The sequence below is a fragment of the Rickettsia endosymbiont of Ixodes scapularis genome (genome assembly GCF_000160735.1).
Taxonomy (GTDB): domain Bacteria; phylum Pseudomonadota; class Alphaproteobacteria; order Rickettsiales; family Rickettsiaceae; genus Rickettsia; species Rickettsia tamurae.
In genome coordinates this window covers 1,796,091-1,807,661 of the sequence record NZ_CM000770.1, presented here as the reverse complement: position 1 = coordinate 1,807,661, position 11,571 = coordinate 1,796,091, and the positions used below count along the sequence as shown (strand labels likewise).

Here is an 11,571-nt window from a genome sequence, read left to right as displayed (position 1 = left end):
TTGAACGAAACAGTCAAATAAAAGAAGAGAGGGTGGGGCAATAGTAAAAGCTAGGCCCTAATAAAGAGCGCTTTATCGGTCTTTTGTAAAGATTTCGCATGCTGAAGATGAAACAATCTATATTCCTCCAAGAAAAAAGATAATAGTTAATTAACACGAATAGCGAATTATTACATAATCTGCTATTCGGCTTAAGAAGTTGAATATAAAAGGTGAAAATTGGCTTTCACTTTTTATATAAAGCTAAGTATATATTATTTTTTAGCAAAAACTTATAATTCTTTACAAAGTATAATGGGATTGCCTAAAAAAGGTAGTTTACACCACAATCATTAGTAATATGAGTTGCTTCACAGTTGAATCCTGCTGATTTAAAAGCTTTGAACATTGTTTCAATTTGCCATCTTTGAGCATATATCTCAGCAGGATTTTTGATCTCATCACTATGTATTAAGACTGCAAGTTCACTCTTCTTATTTCTGATCCCTACTACATTAAATATTTCACCTTTTGTACCAATTCTACGTTGTGACAAACTCACATGCGATCCTATGGCTAGAGGGCGAAATAACTCTTGTATTTTAACCATTTTTCCCCTTGCATTACTGATATATTGTCTATTTTCTCTAACTCGAAAAACGTATCTTATTTGATTTGTTCTAAGCCAAGAGAGCCATTCCTTACCTATAAATTCTCTATCAGCGGTTAATGCTTCAATGCGGTTTTTGTCAAAAACTTCTAAAAAACACTCCATCAGATCAATACGCTCAATATAATCAGAGTTACCACACTTTTTATCACTTAGAAAATTCCAAAAAGGGGGATCGCTATACCATGAAAACTGACAGCTAAATATAAAATATTTATATGTCGTTTACCAAATTTCCAATTCGTTCTATCTAAACACAATACCCATTTTTGCTCCTGCTCAAACCCAGTCATCATGACTAACATAACAGGTAATACTCTCCATGATATTGAGATTTCAGAGATAAATCTTTGCATCCTTCTATACCATGAAGCTGCTTTAATCCCAGACGGCATTCTATTGCATAACAATGACATGTTTACTGTCCTGCTGTTAAGCATTGAAATGATAAATAATCCTAAACATTTTGCTCTTGATAAATTAAGCAAAATATGTTTTTGTAATAATTCGACTAGAGGGGCGGAATGATCTTTCATATGTAAACCAAGTTCTTTCCCCGTTATCATCATGAATTATCAGCAAAATTCAATCCTTTAGTCCTTACATCTCTAAAAATTGTCATGTAGTAAGGGAAATTTGGTAAACGACATATAAATATTTTATATTTAGCTGTCAGTTTTCATGGTATAGCGATCCCCCTTTTTGGAATTTTCTAAGTGATAAAAAGTGTGGTAACTCTGATTATATTGAGCGTATTGATCTGATGGAGTGTTTTTTAGAAGTTTTTGACAAAAACCGCATTGAAGCATTAACCGCTGATAGAGAATTTATAGGTAAGGAATGGCTCTCTTGGCTTAGAACAAATCAAATAAGATACGTTTTTCGAGTTAGAGAAAATGGACAATATATCAGTAATGCAAGGGGAAAAATGGTTAAAATACAAGAGTTATTTCGCCCTCTAGCCATAGGATCGCATGTGAGTTTGTCACAACGTAGAATTGGTACAAAAGGTAAAATATTTAATGTAGTAGGGATCAGAAATAAGAAGAGTGAACTTGCAGTCTTAATACATAGTGATGAGATCAAAAATCCTGCTGAGATATATGCTCAAAGATGGCAAATTGAAACAATTCTTAAAAAGACCTTATTGTCATTCCCGTGTAGCATTGGTATTGTTGCATGGATCAATTCCACCCTGTCATCCTAGCTCATTTGTATTGGGATCCAGTTTAAAATACTAAAGGTGACCTTACAGTTAATAAAGTTCATCAAAGTAGTTGCCGCAATCTTGCCGATATTATGGCTTAAAGAATCACGAGTTGCTGCATGTTGGCTGGTTATTGTTTTGCCGTTCAGCCTAACATTAGCTCGCTCAGCTAGCTTGGTGATAATATTAATGCCTGCTCTTTAATATCACTAATGATTGGGTCTATCTTCGAGATCGCATCAATAGTTGTAACTGCTCGCTGCACACTGTAAAGTGCTGCACCAATAGGGTTTAATGACTACATGCTGCACAAAATACTCCGCTAGATAGTTCGTTAAGTACCCTAGTATGCTTCGAGGTTTTGGTGATATTAAAGCATGTTTAACTGCATCGCTTTTAATAACAATTCCTGCTCTAAACGGCTGTAACTGCTTAAGAGTATACAGTTATAAGAATTTAGAACAGGGATATATTTTCACTAACTTGAATTACTTATCTTAGTTTATAACCATTTTTAGTATTTTCTGCTATAGCAAAATCGTCATAATCCTCATATCCATCTATATTAAATTGATTGAATTGAGCTAAACATTCACTGAAATCATTAGCTTTATTATTTTGCTTCATTATCTCTACTAGTTCTGTTGCGTCATCGATAATCTTTTGCTACTGTGGGTGACCGTAATATTCTATAATCTGGCTTTTCGCCTTCTATTTCTTCTGTTAAATCATAAAAGAAATGACTGAATTTATTTACTTTTTCTACTTCTTCTTGATTATACATAGTAAGACCAATTTTAATTTGTGATGTTTTGTCTAAAGCATTTGCATCATTAAAAAGCGTATCAATACAAAAGCATAATTCATTCCAAAAAGAATGCTTATATTTAGAATCTACCCATTTTGTTAACTGTAATTCTTTATTGGCTAACTCTTTAAAAGTAGCAAATATCTCCCATCTAAGTGCAGGAGATAAAAGCCACATCATTCTATGTTTCATAATATTTTTTTATTTTTTAGATTTAAAAAATTCTTCCCATTTATTCCTCTAAATCAATGTGAGCATCTGGGTGATGACCAGTCTTATGACCATATTCTTTAGTAATATCAAACCTTTAACCGATACCATGCAATAAAGCCATGTTCAATGATTTAAGGCTTGTATCTCTTTTAAGTAAGGTGGATTTTGTTTTTTTCAAAAAAGGTATTACTTTTTCTCTTAGTTCAGGTATCATAATTGCTATATTAACTAAAAAAGAGTCTGTATAAATATGAACACAACTTTTATCTAGATTTATAAATTTTTTAATAAACGGTAATATAATATCAAAATCTATTTTTTTAAATCTGATTACTATATAACTGAGTCCTTGAAAAGCAGTTTTATATATTTGTTCATTTTCTTTTTTTTTCAAGAAAATACAGGCAGACCTCTAATGCTTCTTTGTAATTTAAAGAATTTTGACAGAAACTTAAAATAAACTCTACTTTTTCTTCTTCATTATTTAAGGAGAACATTAGTGTTTTATCTGTATATCTTTTTAAAGTTTTTCCAGTAAAAAAATCAATTCCATTTTTAAAATATTCCAAATAAATCTTTCTTCTTAATCTTATTACATGGTAAGTAATTTGCTCTAAGGTATCTTTAGTTTCATATAATATTCTCTCACTTTTACTATTTAAGTTGTTAAACAAAATAGGTAATATTAATTTTTTTTAATATTGCTAAACCTATAAGCTAAGATTCCTAAAGCTTGAAGTGCCGCAGCTTGTATTAATTCTTCAGGATTATTTAAATTTTTGATAATACAATTCATCGCATCATCATAATTTTCATAATGAGCTACATATTATAATATAATAAAAAGACTTTTCCCATTCAGGAAGATTAATTACATCGGATTGTTTTTTAAACTCTTCTTCATTAACTAACATATACTTTCAATGTACCTATTTTATAATTTTACCATTTGTTTTTATTAGGTTATTTTTTAAAACAGCGTCTCTCTCTATTTCTTTATATGTCCTTGTATGACCATTATATACATTACCACTTGTATTATCAAATATTACAAACTGGTCATTTTTTATATCAACAGCAATAAGTCTTTCAGTATCATTACTTATTTTATAAGCATTTTTTAAAGCCGCTTTAGGGTCTTTAGATGCTGGATTTTGACCACTTGGATTGATGGTGATGATAAATTATTAGTATTTTAAGTTATTTTTCTGGATACCGTGGTCAAGCTACGGTATGACACAGAATGTGTTTTTCTATCCACGCAACAATGTCTTATAGGAATGACATAGAATGCGTTTTTCTAAACATTATTAGTATATCAGGTTCTACCACGCCTATCACAAAATAGGGCTATAGTTTTATTTAGAGAATGGTGCCAATGTGGGGATTTGAACCCCAGACCTACGCATTACGAATGCGCCGCTCTACCAGCTGAGCTACATTGGCTGAAATATGATTATATTATGCTGAGATATGGATTCCTACGAGACATGTTTCGTCATTGCGAGCGACTGACAAGGAGCGTGGCAATCCAATAAAAAATTTTAAAATGCTAAAAGACTAGCATCCTTAATTGGATCCCGTGGTCAAGCCACGGGGTGACAATGAAACATCTTTATAAATGCGTCGAAAATCTTAAATGGAAATGCTGCGTATCATCATATTTCTTCTTCTTAACCGGGAAACCCCAATCCATTCTGATCGGTGCAAAACGTGTTACCCAAATAAAGCCGAAACCAACGGAAGCTCTAAGCGATTTATCATTATAAAAACCGTTTGGAGTTTGATATTGTTTCTTATTTAGACCTACTCCCCAAACGCTTCCTAAATCCATAAAGACTGCACCGGTTAAATTAAATTCCTCAGGTACAGGTGTTGGGAAATTAAGCTCTGTTGAGAATGTGTAATATCGCTCACCGCCAAGTCCTTCGTTAGTGACCTTTTCACGAGCTCCTACACCACCGCTTGCAAAGCCTCTTAAACTATAATCACCTAAATTAAAGCGATCGGAAATTCTAATAATTTTTCCTCCAAGTCCTGCAATATCGCCTCCGGAAGCAGATAATTTTAAAGTAAGTTTGTTATGTATGAAAGATTTATAATATTTACCGTCAACTTCATGCTTTATATATTTGTTATCACCTCCAACGCCGGCAAATTCTTGTGTGCCGCTTACTAAATAACCGTTCTTTGGAACAATTTTGTTATCGGTTTGGTCATAAGTAATAGTATGTCCTATAGCAGAAGTAATGAATCTTCCCATTTGCTCCTTTAAGAATATTGAGCTTGATGGAGTTGGAGCACTTAAAATATCACGTTTGATTAAATAATCTATTTCGTGACCTAAATCCTCTTTAATTTCATAACCAAGAGAAGTTTTGACTCCTATAGAGTGTAACTTATAGCTTTGATCAGTTGTATTTAATACACTAGCACCGCGTCCGGTATAGTTTCTAAATGCGTTTACTCCAAGTAATAAATCACGATCTAAAAAGTGCGGTTCGGTAATACCACCGTAATAGCTTGTAGTGTTTTTACTTACTTGTACACCGGCATTAAGCAGTTTCCCGGTACCGACTAAATTACGCTCTAAGAAAGAGAAACGTCCGAATAAACCGCCGGCAGTATTATATCCTAAATCAAAACCTATAGAGGAAGTAGATTTTTCATCAACTTCAACGTTAACATCATATTTATCTTTAGCTTTAGTCGGAGCTAAGCTAATTGCTACTTTCTCAAAATAATCTAAATTTCTAAGATTACGTTCACCTTTTTCAATATATGAACGATTAATTATATCACCTTCTTCTGTTTTAAATTCTCTTCTTATAACATGGTCTTCGGTTTTAAAGTTATTAATAATATTAATTTTATTAGTATAAACTTTGTCGGCTTTCTCAATAATAAATTTAATATCTGCAGTATGATTAGCATTTTTCATTATATCCGGATAAACATTTACTGCAGGGTAACCGTTCGCTGTAAAATATTCTCCGATTTTTTCAGCTATATCATCAACCTTTTTCATATTGAAAACCTTGCCTTGCTTAATATTAACAATTTTATTAAGCGGTGTTATATCTATGTTAGTTAATTTATTGTCTATTGTAATATTACCGAAGCTATATTTTTCTCCCTCTTCAATGGAATAGGTAAGGGTGAAATATTCTTTAGTATTATTGAGTTCTGCCGATGCCGAAATTACTCTAAAATCTGCAAAACCTACAGATTGATAAAACTCTCTCAGTAATTCTTTATCATACTCCACTCTATCAGGATCGTAAGTATCGTTACTTTCTAAAAAACGAAACCAACGAGATTCTTTAGTTAAAACAATGGATTTAAGTTCTGAATCACTATAATTTTCATTACCACTAAAATAAATATATTTAATACCGGTTTTTGGTCCTTCTGCTATATCAAAAATAACCTTAACTCTGTTGTTTTCTAAATTTTCGATTTTAGGTGTTACCGTGGTAGCAAAACGTCCGCTACGTTTATAAATTTCTAATATTTTCTTTACATCTAATTCAATTTTAGCTTGGCTAAGAGATTCGCCCGACATTGTATAAATTTCTTTAGCGAGCATATTAGTTTTGATTTTAGAATTACCGCTAAATACTACGCTACTTATAAAAGGCGTTTCAGTAACGTTTACTATTAAATTACCCTCATTTGTTATATGCATGTTTATATTTCTAAAAAGTGAGGTGGCATATAAACGTTTTATTGCCTCATCTTCTTTAGAATTATTATAGGTTTCTCCTACCTTAAGCTTTAAATAGCTATCAATAGTAGAATGCTCAACCCTATGGTTACCTTCGATAGTTATTTTACGAATTACAGAGTCAGCTAATGAAATATGATAATAAAAAATCGTTAATAATAAAATTGTTAACTTACTAATTGATCTGATTTTCACTTAAAACCTTCTTTAAGATTTAAATATTCTATGGTTTAATGTATTAGTTACAAATTCATCGTCATTGCGAGGAAATTGCATAGCAATTGACGAAGAAGCAATCCCAGTAAAAATTCTGGTTTACAGAATTTTTTTATTATTTTTTCTAGATTGCTACACAGTCTATAGCTGCGGTGTTGTTGCATGGATCGAAAAACCTACTCGATGTCATCCCCGCGTATGCGGGGATCCAGAAAAATAACTTCAAATGTTGATATAGAAGTTACATATTTGATAAAATAAACATATAAAAAACTTGTTTTTTATATGTTTTACTGGATTCCCGCCTACGCTGGAATGACAGAAAACGATCCATGCAACAAGGTCTACGGCTGCTCGCAATGACGATAAAGCTCTCCTATACTAATGCATTTAAACGTAACTAAAGAACCCTCAGCTATAAGCTGAGGGGTTATAAAGTGGAATCGATTAGAAATCGATCATCATTCACAGGTTCACCTTCCTGTTCATCAATATAGTGCTGTATCATTTCATCAGTTATATTACCTGAACTGACCGCCATATAGCCCCTAGCCCACAAATGATTGCCCCAAAATTGTTTTCTTAAATGAGCAAATTCTTGCAATAAAATTCTTGAGCTACTACCTTTTAAATACTGTACTAACTTGCTAAGAGATATTTGTGATTTATATGAGATAAACATATGCACGTGATCACATGATATTTTCCCTGAAATTATATATACTTCATGTTCCATACAAATCTGCCTTAGTAAATCTCTAGCCCTTTCCGCTACTTTGCCTATCAATACTCTCTTCCTATATTTTGGTATCCATATAAGATGTACTTTTAAATCATACTGACTATGACTATTCTTTCTATAACTTCTCATGTTTCTTGATATAAATTCATTGCTAAAGCAATTTCATTATATCTTCCCTTCGCCTGAAGGCGAGGGATTTCTTATCCCCGAAGGGGGACATTAATGTACTCCACTATAGTAGATAATATAAACGAGAGCAAGCAAATCTATAATTTAGGAAAACAAATTTTGTATATCGTTGGAAACAGAAATTATAATAAGAAAAATTATGATTATTGCTCCTAATTGTAACAAAATATTTTTAGTCTTAGGATTCGGTAATTTATCTGTAATTGCTTCATATAATATAATTACTAAATGTCCGCCGTCAAGCACCGGTATAGGTAGTAAGTTAAGTAACCCTAAATTAACGGAAAGCATTGCTATAAATAATAGATACATTTGACCTCCCCCCGCTATAGATTTTCCTGACTCTTTAGCAATAGCTACCGGTCCTCCTATCTCATCGAATGAACGTTTCCCTACAATCATTTGCGATATTGCTTTTAGAGTTAAAGCAGACATATCTATAGTAGTATTAATAGCTTCCCAAAATCCTCCTAAAATTCCTATTTTAGTATGAATAGGTTCATTTTTAGCTATAATACCGATGCGAAGAGTTTTCTTAACTTTCTTTTCTTCGGGAGGTGATATAATTATTTCTTGAGGCATTATATTAACGATAAATTCCTCATTTTTTCTTTCTATAGTTAAAGTAGAAGGACTAAAGCCGTTAATTAATATTTCTTTCTGTACATCCCCGAAATCTTTAACAGATTTATCATTAACCTTAACAATTTTATCTCCTTCTCTTAAGTCTGCTCTCTCTGCCGGTGATGAAGCTACTACGTCACCTATTATAGGAGGAATCTCTGTTTTTCCAAAGTAACAATAAAAACCTGCAAATATTATTACGGCAAGTAAATAATTAATTAACGGACCTGCTGCAACTATTAAAAAACGTTCTAAACAAGATTTAGCATAAAAAGCTACTTTTTCGTTAATTTCTTCAGTCTTATCCATAAGGCTGCGATCATAGCCGTAAATCTTGACATAGCCGCCAAGCGGTATAAGACAAATCTTCCACCTAACTCCTTTTTTGTCGGTAATACCTATTAGTTCTTTACCGAAGCCTATCGAGAATTCCTCAACTTTTACATTAAAATATCTAGCAATGCAATAATGCCCAAACTCATGGATAAATACCAAGATACTAATTGTTATAATAAATCCGATTAAAGAGAGCATAAAAATTTTATAAGTTTACTAATAAATTATTTTAAGGTATAAATTGCAAGGTTACAGATATCATTTCGTCATTGTGAGTGATATTGTTGCAGGGTTTGAGTTTCTTAATGTCATCCCGCGACTTGATCGCGGGATTCAGTCTTTTTTTATTTTTTTTCTGGATACCGTGGTCAAGCCACGGTATGACACTGAACGTAATACTCACTTGCAATGACGAAAATTAAATTTTAAATTTCTTTTCTCTATGAGTTCAAATAAAATTAATAAAAAGTCGATTGCACGTATTGCAGCAGTGCAAGCTATTTATCAAAACATATTGCAAAATAACGACGATATGGATGATATCATGCAAAATATACTTTCTTTTTATCAAAATAATAATTCTATAACAGATTTACCGGAGAATTTAAAAATATCATTAAGTATAAGTCATTTTAAAATGCTGGTAAAGTCAGTATTTGAAAATATTAATAAACTAGACGAAATTATAGACAATCATTTAACAAATAATAAAGATCCTGCACATATGCTGATCTTACTCCGAGCTTTATTGCGTGCCGGTATATGTGAGCTATTATTTTGCCCTACTACGCCTGCTAAAGTAGTAATCAACGAATATACGGATATAGCAAATGACATGTTAAATGAACATGAGATCGGTTTTGTGAATTCTGTATTAGATAAAATAGCAAAAGAGTATACTCGTTTAATTTGAAAAATTGGCTACGTCATCCTACAAGTACTCCGGTACTCACGTATTAAGTATACACTCCGTTCCTCGTCTTGTGGATTCCTTGCTCTTTTCCAAATTAAACTTCGTCTACTTATTATTCATTATAAGATCTTATGACAAATAATTTAAGCGGTTATAGAAATAAATTCGTTAGAGTCAAGAGTTCTAAAAAACGTACCGTTTCCTCTAATAACTGGTTAAAACGCCAATTAAACGATCCGTATGTTGCAAAAGCACGCATTGAAGGCTTTAGGTCGAGAGCTGCATATAAACTACTTGAAATTCATGAAAAATTTAAACTTTTTACTCCTAACATGAAAATTGTTGATTTAGGGGCAGCTCCTGGGGGATGGAGTCAAGTAGCTTCCAAGCTTATTAAAGCTTCGGATAATAGCCTAAATAATAAAATAATCTCTATAGATTTATTAGAAATTGAACCTATTGCCGGAGTTGAATTTTTTCAAAAGGACTTTTTTGAAGAAGATACGGAAGAATTAATTATTCAGGCTTTAGACGGTAGAGCTGATATAGTAATGAGTGATATGGCATCAAATACCATAGGTCATAAAGCTACAGACCATATAAGAACCTTACTTTTATGTGAGCAAGCTTTTGAATTTGCTTTAAAAGTACTAAAGCCCTCCGGTCATTTTATTGCTAAAATTTTTCGTGGCGGTGCAAAAAACGAATTATTAAATAAAGTGAAGCGTGAATTTAGAACGGTGAAACATTTTAAACCTTCGTCCAGCCGCAGCGAATCTACGGAAATCTATTTAGTTGCTCTAAATAAGAAATAATCAATATGAAAGGCGAAAGGTGGTTTCCGCCTTTTATATAAATTGTTATTTTTTTATTTAACATAACGCGAGTTTCGTATTAAGATGCCTAAATTATGGTTAATGAATATGCTATAATGCTTATCCTTTCAAGGTTTGTAAGAGGTGTGACAAGTTTTACAATTTAATAGTTATAGTCAAAAAAGACAATTTACTAAAAATTTATGCAGTTTTAAGTACATTTTATAACAAAAATAATATTACTAATATCCTCGTAACCCAGTTATTATCAGCTATTCAGTTCCTCTATTAATACGAAACTCGCGTTAACATACTATACTTATATCTCCTGTTGTTTTGACTTCTTGAGCGTATTCTTGACTGCAGCTTTGAAAATCATTATACATCTCAACTAAATTAGCTCCAGTTTCAGTTTTAACTATTCTATTATATAAATTATTTTTTAAATTTAGAGTATTTTTAGCATATTTTTGTATTCCTGCTTCCCAATCATCTACGGTTAAAGTAATATTCTGTTTAAAATCAGAGAAATTAACAAGTCCATGTTTACTGATTCCGGCTATTATTTCCTCAAAGCCTTCAACTATTCCATTAATTCTTAGGAATTTTATAACTTTTTGTTTGGCAAAATTATATAAATATGATGCCCATTCTTCTGATTGTGATAGTTCTGTTTTTTTACCAGGAAGTACCATTGTTGTTTTCCCCAAATGCTTATTAGTAATATTAATAAGATTATGTTTTGCATTATATATCTTGGAATGGGTAGCTAGCTCTTCTATTGGAGTTGTTACTTTTCCGGTAAAGAAATTTTTTTTGATGGCTCTTTCAATTATCGGTTTTGAGCCAGGGCTGTCAAAAGTTGTAGATTTATTAAAATGTAAGTTGCGAGAATGTATTTCTACTGAGGTTAAATCTGCAATTATTGCTCCAAGTGAATGACCGCTAGTATTAAAACTATATTCTATGGCTTTACTTAAGCCGCCTAATTTGTTAATTACTTCATTAACAAATTCCTGAAGCGGAGTTAGTTTAGTAGGTAAATAGTGAAGAGTGATAAGCCCGTCATCTAATAAATCATATATATTGAATTTTGTGCCGGCACTAGCAATATGAACTTCTTTAGTTTCTT

At 32.0% G+C, this 11,571-nt stretch carries 13 protein-coding genes, 1 tRNA gene and 1 pseudogene; 4 read left to right on the top strand and 11 right to left on the bottom strand.

The window, feature by feature from the left end:
• Positions 1-47: 47 nt before the first annotated feature.
• Positions 48-154 (top strand): annotated as a pseudogene (locus REIS_RS14585) (DUF2674 domain-containing protein); the annotation flags it as partial.
• Positions 155-304: 150 nt separating this feature from the next.
• Here the strand turns inward: REIS_RS14585 and REIS_RS09140 are convergent.
• Entirely contained in the window at positions 305-754 is a 450-nt protein-coding gene (locus REIS_RS09140) for a transposase (protein ID WP_008581288.1), read from the bottom strand.
• A 47-nt stretch (positions 755-801) separates the two neighbouring features.
• Positions 802-1,218, bottom strand: coding sequence for a hypothetical protein (locus tag REIS_RS09135; protein ID WP_008579220.1), 417 nt, complete (start codon positions 1,216-1,218; stop codon positions 802-804).
• Positions 1,219-1,412: 194 nt separating this feature from the next.
• On the opposite strand from REIS_RS09135, the gene REIS_RS09130 reads away from it, so the two are divergent.
• Entirely contained in the window at positions 1,413-1,856 is a 444-nt protein-coding gene (locus REIS_RS09130) for a transposase (RefSeq protein WP_008581287.1), read from the top strand.
• 492 nt (positions 1,857-2,348) lie between these two features.
• Here the strand turns inward: REIS_RS09130 and REIS_RS16580 are convergent, their stop codons facing one another.
• The 8 genes from REIS_RS16580 to rseP all read right to left on the bottom strand — a co-directional run bounded on the left by REIS_RS16580 (position 2,349) and on the right by rseP (position 8,909).
• A complete protein-coding gene (locus tag REIS_RS16580; RefSeq protein ID WP_008581285.1) occupies positions 2,349-2,483 on the bottom strand; it encodes a hypothetical protein in 135 nt (44 codons plus the stop codon).
• A 22-nt stretch (positions 2,484-2,505) separates the two neighbouring features.
• Positions 2,506-2,844: an SCO4402 family protein gene (locus tag REIS_RS09125; RefSeq protein WP_152540759.1), complete on the bottom strand. Its 339-nt coding sequence runs from the start codon at positions 2,842-2,844 to the stop codon at positions 2,506-2,508.
• Between the two features lie 127 nt (positions 2,845-2,971).
• Entirely contained in the window at positions 2,972-3,271 is a 300-nt protein-coding gene (locus REIS_RS09120) for a hypothetical protein (RefSeq protein ID WP_008581283.1), read from the bottom strand.
• Complete coding sequence (locus tag REIS_RS09115) at positions 3,252-3,551, bottom strand: hypothetical protein (protein ID WP_008581282.1); 300 nt, start codon at positions 3,549-3,551, stop codon at positions 3,252-3,254. The genes REIS_RS09120 and REIS_RS09115 overlap by 20 nt, the downstream gene beginning before the upstream one ends.
• A gap of 696 nt (positions 3,552-4,247) precedes the next feature.
• Positions 4,248-4,323, bottom strand: a tRNA-Thr gene (locus REIS_RS09105).
• A gap of 169 nt (positions 4,324-4,492) precedes the next feature.
• On the bottom strand, positions 4,493-6,799 hold the full coding sequence (bamA, locus tag REIS_RS09100; protein WP_008581279.1) for an outer membrane protein assembly factor BamA: 2,307 nt from the start codon (positions 6,797-6,799) through the stop codon (positions 4,493-4,495).
• A 451-nt stretch (positions 6,800-7,250) separates the two neighbouring features.
• The gene (tnpA, locus tag REIS_RS09095) at positions 7,251-7,691 is read right to left on the bottom strand and encodes an IS200/IS605 family transposase (protein WP_008579210.1); all 441 of its coding nucleotides are present in this window, start codon (positions 7,689-7,691) and stop codon (positions 7,251-7,253) included.
• Between the two features lie 144 nt (positions 7,692-7,835).
• On the bottom strand, positions 7,836-8,909 hold the full coding sequence (gene rseP / locus REIS_RS09090; protein ID WP_008581276.1) for an RIP metalloprotease RseP: 1,074 nt from the start codon (positions 8,907-8,909) through the stop codon (positions 7,836-7,838).
• 244 nt (positions 8,910-9,153) lie between these two features.
• On the opposite strand from rseP, the gene nusB reads away from it, so the two are divergent.
• Positions 9,154-9,624, top strand: coding sequence for a transcription antitermination factor NusB (gene nusB, locus REIS_RS09085; RefSeq protein ID WP_008581270.1), 471 nt, complete (start codon positions 9,154-9,156; stop codon positions 9,622-9,624).
• A 131-nt stretch (positions 9,625-9,755) separates the two neighbouring features.
• Complete coding sequence (locus REIS_RS09080) at positions 9,756-10,439, top strand: RlmE family RNA methyltransferase (protein ID WP_008581269.1); 684 nt, start codon at positions 9,756-9,758, stop codon at positions 10,437-10,439.
• 305 nt (positions 10,440-10,744) lie between these two features.
• Here the strand turns inward: REIS_RS09080 and REIS_RS09075 are convergent.
• On the bottom strand, positions 10,745-11,571 hold an 827-nt coding region (locus tag REIS_RS09075), incomplete at its 5' end, for a hypothetical protein (protein ID WP_008581267.1).

Coding starts and splice junctions, on each gene's coding strand:
- REIS_RS09130 (WP_008581287.1), top strand. CDS start 1,413: ATGGAGTGTTTTTTAGAAGTTTTTGACAAAAACCGCATTGAAGCATTA.
- REIS_RS09140 (WP_008581288.1), bottom strand. CDS start 754: ATGGAGTGTTTTTTAGAAGTTTTTGACAAAAACCGCATTGAAGCATTA.
- REIS_RS09135 (WP_008579220.1), bottom strand. CDS start 1,218: ATGATGATAACGGGGAAAGAACTTGGTTTACATATGAAAGATCATTCC.
- REIS_RS09080 (WP_008581269.1), top strand. CDS start 9,756: ATGACAAATAATTTAAGCGGTTATAGAAATAAATTCGTTAGAGTCAAG.
- nusB (WP_008581270.1), top strand. CDS start 9,154: ATGAGTTCAAATAAAATTAATAAAAAGTCGATTGCACGTATTGCAGCA.
- REIS_RS09125 (WP_152540759.1), bottom strand. CDS start 2,844: ATGATGTGGCTTTTATCTCCTGCACTTAGATGGGAGATATTTGCTACT.
- tnpA (WP_008579210.1), bottom strand. CDS start 7,691: ATGAGAAGTTATAGAAAGAATAGTCATAGTCAGTATGATTTAAAAGTA.
- REIS_RS16580 (WP_008581285.1), bottom strand. CDS start 2,483: ATGAAGCAAAATAATAAAGCTAATGATTTCAGTGAATGTTTAGCTCAA.
- rseP (WP_008581276.1), bottom strand. CDS start 8,909: ATGCTCTCTTTAATCGGATTTATTATAACAATTAGTATCTTGGTATTT.